Origin of the sequence: Pedobacter sp. G11 (genome assembly GCF_003860265.1) — a bacterium.
GTDB lineage: Bacteria > Bacteroidota > Bacteroidia > Sphingobacteriales > Sphingobacteriaceae > Pedobacter > Pedobacter agri.
This window is the reverse complement of sequence record NZ_CP034190.1, coordinates 2,536,018-2,555,312: the sequence shown is the minus strand read 5'-3', so window position 1 is coordinate 2,555,312 and position 19,295 is coordinate 2,536,018. Positions and strand designations below refer to the sequence as shown.

At 37.6% G+C, this 19,295-nt stretch carries 19 protein-coding genes; all 19 read left to right on the top strand.

Annotated features, from left to right (window positions below; all coding sequences use genetic code 11):
• Nucleotides 1-450: 450 nt before the first annotated feature.
• A complete protein-coding gene (locus EA772_RS11090; protein ID WP_124913220.1) occupies nt 451-954 on the top strand; it encodes a UpxY family transcription antiterminator in 504 nt (167 codons plus the stop codon).
• A 202-nt stretch (nt 955-1,156) separates the two neighbouring features.
• On the top strand, nt 1,157-2,971 hold the full coding sequence (gene asnB, locus EA772_RS11085) for an asparagine synthase (glutamine-hydrolyzing) (RefSeq protein ID WP_124913218.1): 1,815 nt from the start codon (nt 1,157-1,159) through the stop codon (nt 2,969-2,971).
• Between the two features lie 18 nt (nt 2,972-2,989).
• Nucleotides 2,990-4,093, top strand: coding sequence for a glycosyltransferase family 4 protein (locus EA772_RS11080; protein WP_124913216.1), 1,104 nt, complete (start codon nt 2,990-2,992; stop codon nt 4,091-4,093).
• Between the two features lie 44 nt (nt 4,094-4,137).
• Nucleotides 4,138-4,947 (top strand): ABC transporter permease, encoded by an 810-nt coding sequence (locus EA772_RS11075; RefSeq protein WP_124915024.1) that lies wholly within the window; start codon nt 4,138-4,140, stop codon nt 4,945-4,947.
• 60 nt (nt 4,948-5,007) lie between these two features.
• Nucleotides 5,008-6,285 carry a polysaccharide ABC transporter ATP-binding protein gene (locus EA772_RS22295; protein ID WP_124913214.1) on the top strand — a complete coding sequence of 426 codons (1,278 nt, stop codon included), beginning with the start codon at nt 5,008-5,010 and terminating at the stop codon, nt 6,283-6,285.
• A complete protein-coding gene (locus EA772_RS11065) occupies nt 6,275-6,931 on the top strand; it encodes a hypothetical protein (protein ID WP_124913212.1) in 657 nt (218 codons plus the stop codon). Before EA772_RS22295 ends, EA772_RS11065 begins: the two co-directional genes overlap by 11 nt.
• A gap of 40 nt (nt 6,932-6,971) precedes the next feature.
• Nucleotides 6,972-7,715, top strand: a complete 744-nt coding sequence (locus EA772_RS11060; protein WP_124913210.1) for a DUF268 domain-containing protein — start codon at nt 6,972-6,974, stop codon at nt 7,713-7,715.
• On the top strand, nt 7,716-8,609 hold the full coding sequence (locus EA772_RS11055; RefSeq protein ID WP_124913208.1) for an alpha-1,2-fucosyltransferase: 894 nt from the start codon (nt 7,716-7,718) through the stop codon (nt 8,607-8,609).
• The gene (locus EA772_RS11050) at nt 8,602-9,516 is read left to right on the top strand and encodes a glycosyltransferase (protein WP_124913206.1); all 915 of its coding nucleotides are present in this window, start codon (nt 8,602-8,604) and stop codon (nt 9,514-9,516) included. Before EA772_RS11055 ends, EA772_RS11050 begins: the two co-directional genes overlap by 8 nt.
• 2 nt (nt 9,517-9,518) lie before the next feature.
• Nucleotides 9,519-10,637 carry a glycosyltransferase family 4 protein gene (locus EA772_RS11045; protein ID WP_124913204.1) on the top strand — a complete coding sequence of 373 codons (1,119 nt, stop codon included), beginning with the start codon at nt 9,519-9,521 and terminating at the stop codon, nt 10,635-10,637.
• Nucleotides 10,637-11,653 carry a glycosyltransferase gene (locus tag EA772_RS11040; RefSeq protein ID WP_124913202.1) on the top strand — a complete coding sequence of 339 codons (1,017 nt, stop codon included), beginning with the start codon at nt 10,637-10,639 and terminating at the stop codon, nt 11,651-11,653. The genes EA772_RS11045 and EA772_RS11040 overlap by 1 nt, the downstream gene beginning before the upstream one ends.
• 10 nt (nt 11,654-11,663) lie before the next feature.
• On the top strand, nt 11,664-12,590 hold the full coding sequence (locus tag EA772_RS11035; protein WP_124913200.1) for a nucleotide-diphospho-sugar transferase: 927 nt from the start codon (nt 11,664-11,666) through the stop codon (nt 12,588-12,590).
• Nucleotides 12,587-13,213 (top strand): DapH/DapD/GlmU-related protein, encoded by a 627-nt coding sequence (locus EA772_RS11030; protein ID WP_124913198.1) that lies wholly within the window; start codon nt 12,587-12,589, stop codon nt 13,211-13,213. The genes EA772_RS11035 and EA772_RS11030 overlap by 4 nt, the downstream gene beginning before the upstream one ends.
• The gene (locus tag EA772_RS11025) at nt 13,210-14,109 is read left to right on the top strand and encodes an NAD(P)-dependent oxidoreductase (RefSeq protein ID WP_124913196.1); all 900 of its coding nucleotides are present in this window, start codon (nt 13,210-13,212) and stop codon (nt 14,107-14,109) included. The genes EA772_RS11030 and EA772_RS11025 overlap by 4 nt, the downstream gene beginning before the upstream one ends.
• On the top strand, nt 14,088-15,233 hold the full coding sequence (locus EA772_RS11020) for a glycosyltransferase (protein WP_124913194.1): 1,146 nt from the start codon (nt 14,088-14,090) through the stop codon (nt 15,231-15,233). Before EA772_RS11025 ends, EA772_RS11020 begins: the two co-directional genes overlap by 22 nt.
• A 4-nt stretch (nt 15,234-15,237) precedes the next feature.
• Nucleotides 15,238-16,167, top strand: coding sequence for a glycosyltransferase family 2 protein (locus tag EA772_RS11015; RefSeq protein WP_124913192.1), 930 nt, complete (start codon nt 15,238-15,240; stop codon nt 16,165-16,167).
• A 7-nt stretch (nt 16,168-16,174) separates the two neighbouring features.
• Nucleotides 16,175-17,374 carry a glycosyltransferase family 4 protein gene (locus EA772_RS11010; protein WP_124913190.1) on the top strand — a complete coding sequence of 400 codons (1,200 nt, stop codon included), beginning with the start codon at nt 16,175-16,177 and terminating at the stop codon, nt 17,372-17,374.
• Nucleotides 17,371-18,294 carry a glycosyltransferase gene (locus tag EA772_RS11005; RefSeq protein ID WP_124913188.1) on the top strand — a complete coding sequence of 308 codons (924 nt, stop codon included), beginning with the start codon at nt 17,371-17,373 and terminating at the stop codon, nt 18,292-18,294. Before EA772_RS11010 ends, EA772_RS11005 begins: the two co-directional genes overlap by 4 nt.
• Nucleotides 18,281-19,288, top strand: coding sequence for an acyltransferase (locus EA772_RS11000; RefSeq protein WP_124913186.1), 1,008 nt, complete (start codon nt 18,281-18,283; stop codon nt 19,286-19,288). Before EA772_RS11005 ends, EA772_RS11000 begins: the two co-directional genes overlap by 14 nt.
• Nucleotides 19,289-19,295: the final 7 nt, after the last annotated feature.

The following is a 19,295-nucleotide window of genomic DNA, read 5'->3' as shown; positions in this document are numbered from 1 at the left end:
TATAAGCTTATATGCACCTATTTTTAACTTTTTCTGAACCAACTACTAAACCTATTGTTAGCCTTTGGAAATACTTCAATTAGTAAAGGTCGACAACAGGAGAAAATTACTCTCCTTGAGTCTAGTAAACACATAATAACAATAGCTTATAAATAAAAAACACAATTAATAAGTTAGTGCTAACTGTACTCTATTATTAATTGTTTACTTTTGATTTCGTTCCCACAAATCCAAACAGATTTAATTGCAAAGCTTATCGACATGATGATTGTTCCCCGAATTTATTCCTCCTATTTAAGCATTAAACCCAAAAATGCCATTCTAAATTCTCTTCAGGCAGAATCTTCTTTTTCTTACGAATAAATAGACAAATATAGTTTTACACGATTTGTTTAACGAACGAAAAAATACTCAATGCTGCATTATTTTCAAATAGTCCTGAATTGAAATATGATTGATCAACATTACAAATGGTATCCGGTTTATACCCGTTCTCGAGCGGAAAAAAAAGCATATGACGAGCTATTAAGGAAGGGTATTATCGCTTATCTCCCATTAAAAAAAACAGTCAGACAATGGAGCGACCGGAAGAAGATTGTAGAAGAGCCCCTCATTAAATCTTATCTATTTGTGTATATTTCGGGGAAAGAATATGCGGATGTTTTAATGACGAACGGTGTTGCGAGATTCCTTTACTTCTCGGGTAACATCACCAGCATCCCCGAGCAACAAATGAACGACCTCAAACTGCTACTTGCTACGGATGCAGATTTGGAGGTTTTCGATTATGATATCCAGCCAGGACAAAAAGTTTTAATCAAGGCAGGCCCGTTTAAGGGTATGGTTGCTGAAATGGTTTCGTTACATAATAAACACCGTATCATCCTACGTTTACATAATATGGGGTATGCGATTGAGATTAATACGTCGATGGGTTTTGTGGAGCCGCTATAATATGTGAGACAAGAGATATGAGAAAGGTTGATTGGAGCATAAATAAAAAATACTGAACTTTGTTCAGAAGAGTTGTGTGAGGAAGATTTACAATTAAAATTAACAGTCATTTTTTAAAAAAACGTGACTGAGAGGGCGAAGCTGTGTTTGGGAATAATTAAAATAAGAAACCTAGACTAGAAATCTGAAGCTTGAAAAAACCATGTGTAGGATAGCGGGAATTATTGATCATCAGGCTAATATAAGTCAACTACGGAAAGAGGTGAAAGCCATGTGTGATATAATGGCGCATGGGGGTCCCGATGGTGAAGGCTATTGTAGCGATGAAGCAAATGGCCTTGCCTTTGGGCACAGGCGCCTGGCATTGATCGACCTCTCTTCTAACGGACATCAGCCCATGTCATACAATAGTGACCATCTGACAATCACCTTCAACGGCGAGATTTACAATTTCCTTGAACTTAAAAAAGACCTGGTGGAAGCGGGATTTGATTTCTCCTCTCATAGTGATACTGAAGTAATCCTGGCGGCTTATCACCATTGGGGAGTTGCCTCGTTTAACCTATTGAAAGGCATGTTTGCTTTCGGGCTGTATGATCAATTGAAGAACAAAACTTTTCTGGTCCGTGATCCATCAGGGATTAAACCGTTACATTATTACAACGAATCAGGAAAGCTGGTATTTGCTTCAGAAGTGAAGGCATTTAAAAAAGCTAACATATTACTGAGCGAACTACCCGAATGGAAAGTCTACTTTTTAGCATTTGGACATATTCCTGAGCCCTATACCACATTAGCAGAAGTAAAGATGTTGCAGAAAGGCTCCTACCTTTGCTGGAATCATGAATCACATCAGGCAGAAATAAAGCATTATCACAGACAAAACCTAATACCTTACATCAAGGATTTTGAGGTTGCAAAACAATGCCTTCGCGATACACTTAAACGAGCAGTAAAGCGTCACCTCATTTCAGATTCACCTATAGGTGTATTTCTAAGTGGAGGTATAGATTCGAGTTTAATTACCTTAATGGCTGATGAAACAATAAATGAGACATCTGATCAGCAGACTCTCAAAACACTTTCAGTAAATTTCACTGAACAGGAATTTTCCGAGCAGCCTTATCAAAAGTTAATTGCTGACCAAACAAATAGCAATCATTCGGAATACCTCATTAACCAAAGTATTTTCAATCAATATTTACCTGTAGCATTAAGTGGTATGGATCAACCTACCATAGACGGTATTAATTCTTGGTTTGTGAACTATTTTGCAAAGGCAAAAGGCTTAAAGGCTGTGTTATCTGGAATTGGAGGGGATGAATTATTTGGTGGCTATCCGTCTTTTAAAAGAATGCGAATGGTTAGATACCTTGCGAAGCTTCCACAGTTTATACTCAAAAAGGGAATTCTTTTCAGGAAAGCCGCTTTGAAACGTTCCTACTACTTGAGTTATAGAAATACAACAGGCAAATATCTTTTTTTACGTGGCATCTATACACCTGATGAGATTGCTGAAATATTAAATCTTTCAATTAATAAAATCGATGATGTGCTCACCACAATGACTATATCTGAAGTACCTGCTCATCTTAGTCCTATTGAAGAAGCCGGGTGGTTGGAATCAAATTTATACATGCAAAATCAGTTATTACATGATACCGACGCAATGAGCATGCAACACGGTGTAGAAGTACGTTTACCATTCCTTGATCAGGATTTAATACAGCTACTTAACTACACTTCACCTGACATCAAATACCAGCTGCAAAAACCAAAGGGGTTTATGGTTGATGCCTTTATGAGTATTCTACCGGAAGCAATATGGAACCGAAGGAAAATGGGATTTACGTTTCCCTTTCAACGCTGGCTAAGAAGAAATGAGTTTTTTTTGAGGGGTATTAGTGACGACAGCCCGAAAATAGCTAGATTGAAAGCAGACTTTATAAATGGAGACTTGCATTGGGCTAAAGCCATCACCCTATTCTTGATGGAGGATTTAAAGTGGAAAGCTTGAGATATATGAATTTTCAAAATGCATAAAAAACAAAAGATTTTGTTTTTATCATTATATACTTTTGGATTTACTGGAGGAATTGAAAAAGTTTGTAGAGCGTTTCTAAAAGCTTTGTCTGAATTCAAAGAGGATGGAATTATTGGGGAATACAAATGCCTCAGCATGTATGATACTCAGGATGATCAACGATATACATCTGTCGAAAAATTTAAAGGATTTAATGGCAAACGATTTAGCTTTGGATTAGCATTCATCAAACATAGTTTACAGTCCAATATAATTGTCCTGAGTCATATCAACCTGCTCATTTTTGGATGGTTAATCAAAAAAATAAAACCTGCAACAAGGCTTATTCTTTTTGCTCATGGCATTGAAATCTGGAAATCGTTGAATGACTGGAAAAAGACTTTCTTAAAAAACCAAGTTGAGATATGGGCCGTAAGTCAATACACTGCTGGCAGAATCCAGGAAGAGCATGGAATTGCTGCTGATAAGCTTAGCGTAATAAATAATTGCCTTGATCCCTTTTTTGAAGTTCCAAAAGATTTTGGGAAGCCAATCGAACTGCTGGAGCGTTATGGTTTAACTAAGGATAGAAGAATAATTTTAACATTAACCAGACTATCTTCTAAAGAGCAGTATAAAGGTTACGACCAGGTATTATCAGCAATTAGCGGCTTGCCTGAAGATATTCATTATATCCTTGCGGGGAAGGCAGATGAAGCAGAGTTCAGACGCGTTAAAAAATTGCTGGAGCAATCAGAGTTACAAAATCGAGTAACCTTTACTGGCTTTGTTGCAGAGGAAGAGATTACACAACACTACCTTCTGGCAGACATTTTTGTGATGCCTAGCACTGCAGAAGGTTTTGGAATCAGTTTCATTGAAGCTTCAGCATGTGGGTGCAAAGTAATTGCAGGCAATCTTGATGGAAGTACAGATGCTTTATTAAACGGTGAATTAGGTACATTGATTAATCCAAAAAGCTTAGTCGAATTGCAAGACGCCATCAATAGTGCATTGGCAAATCCGGTTACCCCTAAAAAACAACAAGGTAAAACGCTTGAGAATTTTGCTTTTTCTAAATACAAACAAAAACTAAAACAACTTTTAATACATTGACAAACGAACACGAACATTCCTGGACCATTGAAGCCAAAAGTTCTATGTTTGATCTCAAACTAAATGAGGTCTGGGCATATCGTGATCTGTTATGGCTACTAGTCAGAAGGGATTTTGTTTCATTCTATAAGCAGACTATACTCGGTCCATTATGGTTTTTCATACAGCCCTTGTTTACTACCATTATTTTTACATTCATATTTGGTAACCTTGCGGGTATTTCAACAGACGGCTTACCTAAACCGTTATTCTACATGGCTGGAATCACCGCTTGGAATTACTTTGCAGACTGTTTAACCAAAACTTCTACAGTTTTCAGAGATAACGCGGGTATATTTGGGAAAGTCTATTTTCCAAGGTTAATTGTGCCATTAAGTATAGTCTTCAGTAATCTTGTGAGATTTGGCGTGCAGATGTTACTGTTTTTAATTCTCATGGTTTATTATCTTGCAACAGATGCACAATTCAACATTAGCTGGGCTATTTGCCTTTTCCCAATAGTTATTGTATTAATGGCCCTTTTAGGGTTAGGCACAGGAATGATTATTTCAGCCATGACTACAAAGTACAGAGATCTTGCTTTTTTAATCGGTTTTGGGGTGCAATTGTTAATGTATGCGACCACTGTGATTTATCCCCTATCGACAGCGCTGGAGAAATATCCAAAGTATGCCTGGATCATCGAGTACAACCCGATGACCCCCATTATAGAAACTTTTAGGTATGGATTTTTAGGTGAAGGACGTTTTAGTTGGTTTAGCTTAGGATATGCAACCGGGGTTACGACTGTTGTCCTACTTTTTGGAATCTTAGTTTTTAATAAAGTGGAACGAAATTTTGTGGATACTGTATAGATGATAATTTTTTTAGGAATGGAAAGTATAATGCTACAGGTATAATGAGAATTTGCTGGTATGTCTAATATTGCAATCAAAGTAGAAAATTTAAGCAAAGCCTATCAATTAGGTCAGATTGGCACAGGTACGATTAGTCGTGACCTTGAGCGCTGGTATGCGAGAGTTCGTGGTAAAGATGATCCATTTCTGCTAATTAGTGAGAACAACGATCAGTATATTAAAAGGGAAAGCGATGTCGTTTGGAGTTTAAAGGGCGTCACTTTTGAAATCGAGCAAGGAGATGCTGTGGGCATTATTGGTCGAAATGGCGCAGGAAAAAGTACGCTGTTAAAAATATTAAGTAAAGTGACAGCACCAACTATCGGCAAGATTTCCGGTAAAGGGCGAATTGCCAGTTTACTTGAAGTTGGTACAGGTTTTCACCCAGAGCTTTCCGGCAGAGAGAACATTTTTCTGAATGGCGCGATTTTAGGAATGCGCAAAAAAGAAATTCAGAGGAAGTTGGATGAGATAGTAGCATTTGCAGGTATCGAACGTTATTTAGATACACCTGTAAAAAGATACTCATCGGGGATGTATGTTAGACTGGCATTTGCTGTCGCAGCACATTTAGAGTCAGAAATATTAATTGTAGATGAAGTGTTGGCTGTTGGAGATGCAGAGTTTCAGAAAAAATGTTTGGGGAAGATGAGCGAGGTCAGTAAGAGTGAAGGAAGAACTGTTTTATTTGTGAGCCATAATATGAATGCTGTACAGAAACTTTGCGAAAAAGCCCTTTATCTGGATAATGGCCAAATTAAATTATCGGCAAACACGAGTCACGTGATCGAGCAATATTTATCTACCGCAAGAAAATATCAATCTATTTTTCATTTCGAAGCCCCCAGCGATGAAACTATTCAGGCTTATATTTACCAGTTACAGATAGAGGATGTATATGGAAATCAAATATCTGAAATACCGGTGGGTAAATCATGGCAGATCAAGATATTGTTTAAAGTTAACACCCTCCTACCGGAATTTATTGTGGCCATAGGCATTAATAATGCTTCAGAAATTGGTATAAGAACCTGTTGGAGCAATAGAATGACTACAAAACCTGGTTATTATCAGGCCGTTTTCAAAGAAGATAAATTATATTATTCTCCCGGTACTTATTACTTAACCCTTGGCTTATCCAACAGTGAAAAATCTATATTTTATAACGAAAATGCAGCATCTTTTTTCATTTCGGACATTGCAGATGCGGATTTGGATAAAAGTATTCTCAAAATCAATAACGTGGGGTTGATCCTAAATCCTATGCCTATTGAAATAACTCCGATTGATAGATAATATGGTAAGTTTCTTTAAAAGAATTATACGTCCATTATTAACTACTAAAGCACCGGTTGTTGAAGAGCTTAAAAGAGATGATAATTCAATTATTTATGAATGGGAAAAACAGGGCAAACCCGCTCCTCCACCTCACATTATTAAGCAAAAAGCAATTTTACAGGCAAAAAAGGCCTCGGGCTATAATATATTGATAGAAACCGGAACCTACCTCGGAGAAATGATAGAATCGCAGAAAAATACTTTCCGCATCATCTATTCCATAGAACTAGGGCACGACCTGCATATAGCGGCCAAGGCAAAATTTAAAAAAGAGGCCCATATTAACTTATTGGAAGGTGATAGCGGAAAGATACTCAAAGTGTTAATGCCCCAGATTAAAGAACCCGCAATTTTCTGGCTTGATGGTCATTACTCGGGTGGAATTACCGCCAAAGGCGATAAGGATTGTCCGATATTTGAAGAACTTACTGCTATTTTAAATGCTGATAAGCTGCCTCACATTTTAATGATAGACGATGCACGGTTATTTAATGGAGCTGATGGTTACCCTACCGTTGCTGAACTGAACAGTTTTATCAGGACTTTTACAACAGCATTTAAACAGGAAATAGAAAACGATATCATTAGCATATCCCTCTTTTAACTTTTTATCCTCCAAATATTTCTGAAATATTAAAATGATAATGAACACCTTAAAAAGAATACGGGGCAGAATTTATAGATTGATCAGCGGAAAATCTTTTAAACAGATCAATTTCGAATCCGAGTTTAAGGCATTTAAGGGAATGGATGTACTTAAAAGGTTCGATATGAACTTTAAAGAAGTATATCGCTGCTTGGATGATAATACCTCCGAAACCGGTTTTGATGCGCATTACGTATATCATGTGGCCTGGGCAATAAGGGTCGTAAAAGTAATAAACCCAGTAAAACATATCGATATTTCATCATCCCTTTATTTCTGTAGTACCCTGTCGGCATTTATCCCAACCGAATTTTATGATTACAGACCCGCAAACCTAACCCTGGATAAGTTACAGACAGGAAAAGCGGATTTGACGAAATTACATTTCGAATCTAACAGTGTGGATAGTTTATCATGTATGCATACGATAGAGCATATTGGATTGGGCAGGTACGGCGATCCTATCGATCCAGAGGGCGATGTAAAGGCAATTGCAGAACTAAAAAGAGTGATTAAACCAAATGGGAATATCCTTTTTGTAGTGCCTGTGGGCATGCCAAAAATTGCTTTTAATGCACACCGAATATATGCCACCAAGATGGTTCTGGATTTATTTAAGGGTTTTACCCTAAAACAGTTTTCGCTTGTTACCGATGCCAATACATTTCACTACGATGCCATTTTGGAAGAAGCTGATAAACAAAATTATGGCTGTGGCTGTTTTTGGTTTACAAAAGATTAAATGGTAATTGTTAAGTTAATGGGGGGTCTGGGCAACCAGATGTTCCAATACGCAGCGGCACGTTCCCTATCCTTTAAAAGAAAAGTATACCTCGATAAATCATTTTTAGATGAACATAAGGTAAGCAGCACTGATTTTACGGCAAGGGATTATGAACTTGACAAATTCAAAAATATCCAGGCCCGAAATGGCATTAAAAATTGCATTACTTTTTTTACCGATTTCCGTTTTCCGTTCAATATCCTGAGGTATTTTTTTGCCCGTTATGCTATTCTGATAAAACAGGTTGAAAATGAATTTATCGATTTGGCGAGTTGTAAAAATTACACTCTGATATACTTGGATGGATATTTCCAGTCCGAAAAATATTTCAGTCATATCCGTAAACAATTATTGAAAGAATTCGAATTTCCCCAGTTGGATACCGAAAATACCGCAATTAGAAATAAGATTATCCGGTCAGAGAATACGGTTAGTTTACACATCCGCAGGGGCGATTATAACAGTTCAGAAATAATCCATAACATCCACGGCGTATTGCCCTTAACTTATTATCATCAGGCAATAACTGCTTTAACCTTAAAGTATGGCAAACTTTCGATATACATTTTTTCCGATGATATGAAATGGGCAAAAGAGCACCTGCTGATCAATGATCAAGAAGTGCACTATGTAGATTTAAACCACAAAAAAAAGCACTGGCAGGATATGGCTTTAATGAGTGCCTGTAAACATCACATTATTGCGAACAGCAGCTTTAGCTGGTGGGGCGCTTGGCTGGCAGATACCGGTGGAGACACTTTTGCTCCATTGAAATGGTTCAACAGCGACGCAACAAAATTTGAGATAAATGATTTTATACCCCAAAACTGGACAATCGTGAATTATGGATAACCCGATGGTTTCGGTGATAATGCCTGCTTACAATGCCGAAAAATATATTGGCGAAAGCATTGAAAGTGTAATCGGCCAAACTTATACAAACTGGGAATTGATTATTGTTGACGATGGCTCTACTGATAAAACTTCCGAAATTATTAAGCAATATCAGGTAAATAATAATAGGGTATTTTACATATACCAGGAAAATGCAAGGCAGGGTTATGCAAAAAACAATGGCATAAAACACAGTAAAGGCAGTTATATCGCTTTTATAGATGCCGATGACCTATGGTTGTGCCATAAACTGGAAATCTGCATTAACGAAATCCAGAATGGTAAATACGATCTTGTTTTTACAGATTGTTTGCTATTTGAAGATCGTTTGCCCTATGATATTAGCACTTTAAAAAACATGGGCGTAACCAGCGCTATATGGCAGGGAAAAAAGGCAATTTTGGCTTTCTTGCATTATAACAGAATTCCAAATCTCACCGTTCTTGTTAAAAAGGACTCCTTACTAAAAGCCGGTAGCTTTACAAATAAACAAGCCGCAGAAGAATATGAAATGTGGCTTAAGCTTTTGGCAAATGGGGCAAGTTTTAAGGCCTTAAACACTCCACTTGCGCTATACAGGTTACATACCCAATCGGTTACCGCTACAGATAGGCATGCCACATTCGAACTGATACAGATTATCAAAGAATTTGGTATTAAACACCCAGCCTTTAAGGCAAGGACTTTAGAAATTGTGAACGAAAAATTAAGACATTGGTTATATCATGGTTCATATAAATCGACCAAAAATTTGAGAATGCTGATCAGTGGTTTATATCCTCCATTGCAAACACTTTTTTATAAGGCCATAAGTTTAGTTTTACCATTTGATATCTGCAAAAAAGTTATCATCAGGCTAATTTAATCTTGAAAAAACATCTCATTTTCACAAAATTGTTCGATACCGGCGGAAGTAACTCCAGCCTCAGGTCGTTAGTAAAGGTACTCGGTGCCGAGAATGTGCTTTTGATTGTGGAGGATAGCAATGAAATTTCATTCATTGATGATATAGATCCTTCCGGACGGTTACAAACAAAAGTTTTTAAAAACTTACATGGTTATGCGCACCTCGAATACAGATTAATTTCCAATGTTAAAGAATTTCTTAAAATACTTTGGTCGCTGATCAGGGTAATATTTTTATGCGCCAGATGGCGTACTTCCACCATCACGGTTTCCTCCGTAGAGCCGGAAAAATTCCTTTATTTTTTTTGGCTACCATTTCTAAGGGTTAATTATACGTTACACACCGTGCCCGAAAGAAAATATACAGCTTTTACCTCTTCTACCTGCAATTTCCGCCTCGGCAACCAAAAAAAAATAATTGTTGTTTCCCATTTTATGAAAAACACAATAATTAAGGCTTGGGACATCAAAAAACAGCGCGAGCAATCTATTATTGTAATATATAACTGTATCGATAAATTGCCGGTCATTAAAACACCTTATTACAACAAGGAAAGAAACAGAACAGTTGTTAGCGTTGGTAGGCTTGATAACAACAAAAATCCTGATACCTGGTTAAAAGTAGCCCAGACCATTACGGCAAAACACCAAAATATTTCTTTTATCTGGATTGGAAATGGTGACGGTCAAAATACCTATACTAACCGCAGCAAGAATCAGGAGGACATTAAATTTATCGGGTTTCAGGCTTATCCGGAAAATTGGTTAAAAGAAGCTTTCATTTATTATCAGCCCAGCAAAATGGAATCGCACGGAATAGCCGTAGTAGAAGCTATGAGCTGGGGTTTGCCCTGCATTGTATCAAATAGGGGCGGTTTATCCGAATCGGTAACCAATCAGTACAACGGTTTTTTGGTAGAGCCTTTAGATGTTGATAGTCATATTATAGCTATAGAGGAGCTACTGCAGGATAATGGAAAAGCCACCGAGATGGGAGATAATTCAAAAAAAAGGTTTAACGAACTCTATACCTATCCTATTTTTAAGGAGAAAATACAGGCATTATACGCTATAAATTAATGATTGCGCGATACAAACCAGGAGTTTCAGTTTTAATCTGTTGTTATAACAGTGCTGCACGGATTGCGACCACGCTAGAATATCTGGCCAAACAAAAAGATATTGAAAGTATACCTGTGGAAATTCTGATTATAGATAATGCATCAACAGATGATACCAAAGCGGTTGCGCTAAATACCTGGAATGAGGTCGGCAATAAAAATATAGACTTTGACATACGAAATCAACCCATTAAAGGAAAATCGTACGCTTTTAAATTGGGTGTGCAAAGAGCCAGTTTTGAATTTATATTAATCTGCGACGACGACAACTGGCTCGATGAAACCTATATCAGTACGGCTTTCCGTATAATGACCGCAGATAGAAATATAGGTGCACTTGGAGGGGTTGGTATTATTGAAGCAGAAGAGCCTACATTGATTTCTGAAGACTTATTAAAGAGGATTACTGTACACGGAAGGCAATTTTGGGCCGAAAACGATCATTGGGTTTATGGTGCCGGTTCTGTATACCGTAAAAATGCTATTGATGATTTTTTTGATAAAGGGTGGCTAAATGTTACCACTGGCCGTAAGGGAAAAAGCCTGATATCCGGTGAGGATGTGGAAATCTGTTATATGATTTATTTATTGGGCTATAAAATAACCGAAAACGAAAACCTAACGTTTAAACACTTTGTTGACAGGGCAAAACAGAGTAAAGATTTTATCCTCCGCATATCCTTTTGGTTAAGTTATTCGCAGTTTTTGTTGTTTTCTTATACAGACCACTTTAGCGAAAAAAAATCTGGTTTGTTTCGCTTTTCTATTGGCCTTTTGAGGTTAACGGGTTTAAAAATAATAAAAACAGAATTACGAATTGTTTTGAGGTACCTAACTGGAAAAGGGCATATTGATTTCGATCAAAAGCAGAGACTAGCGGAAAATCGCGGTTTACTTTATTCTATTTTACAAAATTTCCTGAAAGTAAAAAGGCATAGAAAACATGTTCAGCATGTATTGAACAAAGGTATATAAAAATAACGTTTTGGAAATTCCGCCGATATTATTTTTGGTATTTAATAGACCTACCCACACAAGAAAGGTTTTTGAAACCATTAGGGTTCAAAAACCAAAACACCTATTTATTGCGTCCGATGGCGCACGTAATGGAAATGAAAACGATGAAATAAATGTTAGCCTGGTACGCGAAATAGTTAAGGATATAGATTGGGATTGTGAAGTTAATACCTTATTCAGGGATAAAAACCTAGGCTGTAAAACAGCTGTTAGTGAAGCCATAACCTGGTTTTTTAACCATATTGATGAAGGCATTATTCTAGAAGATGACTGTTTGCCAGACCCTTCTTTTTTTAATTTCTGCGGTAGTCTATTGGATAAATACAGGTTTAACGATAAAGTAATGGCCATATCCGGTTCCAATTTACTCACTAAAAGAGAGGGTTATAATAGCTCTTACGTGTTTGGTCTGGGTGGTATTTGGGGCTGGGCAACTTGGAAAAGGGCCTGGAACCTTTATGATTTATCAATGGCGGGCTGGAACGACCCAAAAATAAAAAATAGGGTAAAAGCCCAGTTAAAAAGTAATTGGTATAAGCATTATTATCACATGTTCGATGCTGCTTTTAATCAAAGTTTGAACACCTGGGACATCCAGTGGTTCTATGCCATATTATACAACGAAAAGCTGGCCATTAACCCAGCTGTTAATTTGGTGCAGAATATTGGATTTGATGCTAACGGAACCCATAGCCATGGCAAAGAACTTTTTGCCCTGACAGAAAAAAAGGAGGCCATAAATTTCCCATTGATACATCCTGATAAATTAAAAATTGATTATCAATATCTTGATCTGTTGTACAGCGAAACATCATCGGGAGAAAAACGCAATATATTTAAAAGCGTTTTAAAGAAAGTGTACCGGGCATCAATTACCCTGACGAAAAAAAAATGAAAAAAATCCTTAAACGGTTTTTAATGTGGTTTATTGAAAAAATAAACCTCCACCACATGATCAGTGAAATTCAGCAGAAGAAAAACACGGAAAACATCCAGCATAGCTTAACCCATCATGGTGCAACTTTTTATGCCGAAGCGATAGTAAACAATCCAGACGGTGACAAAGCAAATATCACCATTGGCAACAACACCCACGTAAGGGGAATGTTGAATGTTTTTGCCTACGGCGGTAAAATCAGCATAGGCGAAAACTGTTATATAGGAGATCATTCAAGAATTTGGTCGGGTGAAAGGATTACCATTGGCAATAATGTTTTAATCTCCCACAATGTGAACATTATAGATACAAATTCGCACGAAACAGACGCGATTGAAAGATCCGAACGTTATATGGATCTGCTCAAAAACGGACACTGGCAAGATAAGGGCAGCCTTTTAACTGCTCCAATAATCATCAAAGATTACGCGTGGATCAGTTTCAATGCAACCATACTTAAAGGAATTACCATTGGCGAGGGTGCCATCGTTGCCGCAAATGCCGTTGTAGTTAAAGATGTACCCGATTATACACTTGTTGTTGGCAACCCTGCAATGGTAATTAAAAATCTAAAAGCATGAGGTTACTGATACTGGGATCCAAAGGTTTTATAGGTTCGCATTGCTATAGCCTGTTTAAAAACAACAAACAATTTGAAGTATTTGGAGCCGATGTGGTGGCGGATTATAACGATCCCGATTATACCATCATAGATGCCTCCAACGCAGATTTTAAAGTGTTGTTCGCCACAAATAAATTTGATTATTGTATCAATTGCTCCGGTGCCTCTTCCGTGCCCGATTCTTTTTTCAATCCTTCAAGAGATTATTTACTCAATGTGCACCATGTGGTACTCCTCCTTAATGCGATAAAAGAGCTAAACCCCACCTGTAGGTTTATACAACTTTCAAGCGCAGCTGTTTATGGCAATCCGCAGGTTTTACCCATCAAAGAAGAACATCAGTTAGCACCTATATCACCTTATGGATTTCATAAAAAACAGACAGAAGAAATCTGTATGATGTACAATAAGCTTTTCGATATCACTACTTCAGTGATCAGGATATTCTCTGCCTACGGAAACGGGTTAAAAAAACAGCTTTTCTGGGACCTTTACTTAAAATCGAAAGAAGTTAGCGGAATTCAGCTTTTCGGTACTGGTAACGAAACCCGCTCATTTATACACGTTATGGATATTGTTAATGCCATACAGGCTATTTTAAACCATCCAAATAAAGGTTTTCAGGTTTTTAATGTAGCGGCATTAAGTTCCCTTTCAATTGCCGAAGCTTCCCAGGTTTTCCTGGCAAAACTAGGTTATGAAGGCGCCATTAAATTCAACGGACTTGTACGTGCCGGCGATCCATTATATTGGCAGGCCGATATCACTAAACTTGTTTCATTAGGCTACACACAAACAATAAGCTTCGATGAAGGAGCCAGCAATTACGCAAAATGGTTATCAGAAAAAGAATAGGACTAAGCTACAGCTACAATGAAAACTGGATTGGTGGCACCTATTATATCGAAAATTTAATAGCGGCACTCGAACTGCTTCCGGATGATAAAAAACCGCATATTGTTTTGATTACAAACAATGCACACGATGCAGTAATTTCCAAAAAGAAGATCAGCTACCCTTATATAAGTTATCAGATAAGTTCGGGCGAAAAAAGTAATTTCTACCGTTTCATCAACAGGGTAAGTAATAAGTTATTTGCTGTGAGGTTATTTTCGCAACAGATAAAAAATCTGGATGCGGTTTTCCCCTATTCTAATAATGTACAACATTCCCTTGCCAAAACAAAGATTTATTGGATAGCCGATTTTCAGGAACATTTCGTGCCCGAATTCTTTAGTGAAGGGTATATTGCCGAAAGAAGATCGGTACAGTTGGTTATACAGTCATCGCAAGAAACATTGGTGTTGAGCAGTAACGATGCCCTATCTCATTTCGAAAGCTTATACCCCAACCATAAAGTTAAAACCAGGGTAATTCCATTTGCCGTTACCCACCCAAATTTTGAAAATTTAGCCATACAGGAACTTTTGAGCAAGTTTAACCTGCCATCAAAATATTTCATCTGCCCCAACCAATTCTGGAAACATAAAAACCATTTCACTGTACTGCAGGCAGTAAAAGAATTAAAAGATAGGAAGATAGAAATTACTGTTGCATTTACCGGGAAACAGGAAGATTATAGAAACCCCACTTATTACAGTGACCTTTTAAGCTATGTAGATGAAAATAACCTGCACCAAAATATCAAATTCTTGGGTTTTATCGACAGGGCCGAACAGTTAAGATTAATGGACCAGTCCGTTTCGGTTATCCAGCCCTCACTGTTCGAAGGTTGGAGTACAGTTGTTGAGGATAGCAAATCGCTAAACAAGGCGCTCATTGTATCCAACATCAAAGTACATGTAGAGCAATTGATCGATAGTACCGCTATCTTTTTCGATCCGCATAACAAAAAGGGATTAGCTGATATACTGGAAAATGTACATAATAGCACCAGCGAAATTCCATTATATGACCATGCAGATTATCGCGCGGATATTAAAAAATTCGGCGAAAATTTTATGTCCCTTTTAGGTTAAACCAATGAATATTCCAAACTTAAGCGTATACAGATCTGAATATGAAGCAGCTGGGCTATCATTGCCTTTATCGCCCGTAAAAAAAAACCATGGCGGTTTATTGAGCGTATTGCCAAAAGCAGCAGCCGAAAAAAAGGGCTGGCCATGGACAACGGAAACAGATGTTAAAGTTTTCGACAGTAACATCAATTGGCCTAAAATTACAGTGGTTACCCCTTCATTTAATCAGGGGGTGTTTATAGAACAGACAATCAGATCTGTTTTGTTACAAAATTATCCCAATTTAGAGTATATCATTATCGATGGCGGAAGTAAGGATGAAACCCAGGCCATCATTGAAAAATATGCTCCATGGCTAAGTTACCAGGAAAGCAGAAACGATCGCGGCCAGGGTCATGCCATTAACAAGGGCTTTAGTATAGCATCCGGCCAATATTATACCTGGATAAATAGCGATGATTATTTCCTCGAAAATGTTCTTCATAAAGTTGCCTACAAGTTTTTAACTACAAAAGCAAAATTTATTTATGGTTATGGCTACAGTTATAATACCGCTACCAATACCTTTCTTTTGGTCAAGGTTCCACCTGTATTAGATTTTTTCCTGAAAATACCCTCAATTATACAGCCTTCTACTTTTTGGACCGCAGCTATAAACCAACCAATATGGGAAGATCTATATTGTTCACTCGATTTTGAACTTTGGTTAAGGATAGCACGTGGGAACAGGAAATTGCTGATAAAAGAACCCTTATCAGTAGCAAACGGCCACGATATGGCCAAAACATTTAATCCGGAAATGAAGCATAAATGGGATGATGATGAAAAGAAAATATGGGCGGCAGATGCCCACGGACCTGTTCCGCATTGGCATAAGGTCAATTTTATCAACCGCATAAGACTAAAATTATTAGCGATCTTCAAACTAATCTAAAGCCAATATGAGGATCGCATACATTTCTTTTGAGTTTCCACCTGATACCACTTTTGGTGGCATTGCTACCTATGTTGATCAGGCGGCTAGGATTATGACCAAAAAAGGGCATGATGTTGAAGTTTTTACCTCCTCCCCAAGCAGGAACATTACAGAGGATTTAGATGGTTTCAAAATACATAGAATACTGACCCAAGACCGCAAAAACTTTAACCAGGAAATTTTAAGCATTTTTGAAGAGCGTTTTAATACAAAAGCATTCGATTTGATCGAATCTCCTGAATTTTCGGCAGATGGTTTGGCAATAAAAAAACAACTTCCGTCTCTCCCATTAGTTGTTAAACTGCATACGCCATGGTTTTTGATCGACAGAATCAACTTTAGTTATTTAACACCATTAAATAAAATAAGGTATTTATTAAGTGGTTGGGTAAGGGGTAAATTTTATAAACCTTTTTGGAAAGAGAAAAAAAAATCAACCGATCCTGATTACCAGATTACCCAACTTGCCCAACAGGTACACAGTCCTTCGGTTGATTTGGGCAATATTGTATCCCGGCACTGGATGTTGCCAAGAAACCGTATTATAACCGTTCCTTACCCTTACATACCCTCTCCGGCATTAACAGACATTGATATACAGAATGAAACCGGGATTGTTACCTATGTTGGGAGGCTCGAAATCAGAAAAGGACTGGTAGAATTGGCCAGGGCTATTAAAATTATATTAAAGCATAAACCCCATACCCGTTTCAGGTTTGTTGGTAGTGTTCAAGAATCGCACAAACCGGGGCTGAACATGAAGGAATACTTAAAAGTAGAGCTTCGCAATCATTTGGATAACCTTTCTTTTATGAAAGTAGCGGCCAACGAAATCCCTAACGTTTATAAAGAAACAGATATATGTGTTTTTCCCAGCATCTGGGAAAATTTCCCAAATGTATGCCTGGAGGCCATGAGTGCCGGAAGGGCAATTGTCGCGGGCAAAAATGGTGGAATGTACGATATGCTGAACGATTGCAACGGAGGCATACTCATCGATCCCTTAAAACCCAGGGAGATAGCCGCAGCTGTAATCAAACTGCTGGATAATAAAAAACTGAGGGTCGAAATGGGTACAAATGCTCGGAATAAAATATTAACAGTTTATAATCAGGACCAGATTGGCGAACTGATGGAATATCATTATAAACAACTTTTAAAATGATCCTGATTTCAGTTGTTATTTCCACCTATAACCCACACTTAAGCAGGTTAAAGCTTACCCTTGATGGACTCCGCAATCAAACATTGGCCTATTTCAACTGGGAGTTGATTATCATTGACAATAATTCTGACAATAATTTCCATGAACATTTAGACCTTACATGGCAACCTAATTTCAGGTTATTAACGGAAGAAGAGCAGGGTTTAACCTATGCTCGGATTAGAGGATTTAAAACTGCAGAAGCCGAAATAATTGTGATGGTTGATGACGACAATATTTTGGATGAAAACTATTTAAGCAATGTAGCTTCCATTTTCAATGCTAATCCATACTTAGGGGCCATTGGGGGTATATCAACGCCCCTATTTGAAACCACGCCCGCCAAATGGGTTGAAAGTTTTTACCCTAACCTGGCCCTGAGAGATTTAGGGAGGAAAAACATTATTAATAGATGGGAAAATAATTATCCCGAAGCCTCGCCGATTGGTGCAGGTATGGGATTGAGAAAAACAGCGTTAAAAAACTATTTACATAAGATCTGTTCCGGAAATAATATTGTTAAAGATAGGACAAAACTAAGCTTAAGCTCAGGCGGTGATAATGACATTGTTTTGGAAGTGCTTAAAGCAGGATGGGAAATCGGGTATTTTCCTGATTTATCCTTAACACACATTATTCCGGATGCTCGCACCGGGGTTAGATACCTGGCCAAATTAATATACGATTCAAATGTTTCGTGGGTTAGCCTGCTTGCTTCCCATCAAATTTATCCATGGCGTAACATTCCTCCCTACACTTATGTACCTAGGTGTATAAAGGCTTGGTTTATGCACAAAGCCTGGATGGGCAATAAAAATTATATCCAATGGAGAGGCGCCTGCGGACTATTTAAAGGATTATCAATCGATGGAAAAAAATAGGAATAACATTATCGATATCCTACGTTTTTTTGCAGCCTGTTGGGTTGCAGTCTATCATCTTAACCATCCAAATTTTTTCCCGGATAATGCTTACGGCAGCTTTATCAGGCTAGGATATTTAGGAGTGCCCATCTTCTTTGTCATTAGCGGTTATTGCATAGCTATTTCTATAAAAGATGCCACTACCGCCAATCAATTTCTTGTGAGACGCTTCTTCCGGATTTTTCCTACCTACTGGTTTAGCCTTGCATTGGTAGTGGGGGTTATATGTATTAATGTTTTTGTTCACGGCAGCAACTCATCAGCCATACTCCCCAAAAACTTAACGGGTATTTTAGCAACCCTTACCTTATTAACAAGCCCATTTTCATCGGTAGAACCAATTAATTGGATTTACTGGACACTGACCATCGAAATTATTTTCTACGCTATTATCTACATTTACCTCATTGTTCCAACTTCTATACGATTCTATTTACTATTGTTAGTTTCCTTGTTGCCCATATTTTTACACCACGAAAAAGGCGCACTATGTTTTATATCCTATTGGCCAGGTTTTCTTTTAGGCTTTTACCTTAAACAAGCACAAAAAAATGCGTACCGGTTTTTCGATAGGGAAATTTTACTGCTATTGACCGCATTAATAGGAATATATTATAATCCGAGTAAAGATTATTTCAACATGGCATTATACGCCACCGGTATTATTTTATTACTCAACTACTATGCACCCATCAAAAAAAACTTTGCTATTTTAGGTAACTTTTCCTACTCCATTTACCTCATACATGTTCCTATAGGCGTATATTTATTGGGTTATTTGAGGTCTATGCAGCTTTTCAAGGCGAATCTCTTTTTAAACATCGCCTTTGATTTCACAGTACTCCTATTGGTTGCCTTTTTGGCAAAACTTATTTATAAAAAAATTGAGGAGCCTTTCATTCTCAGGGGTAAAAAAGCATCAGATCTCTTAACTTTCCACAAACCTTTATAAACACACA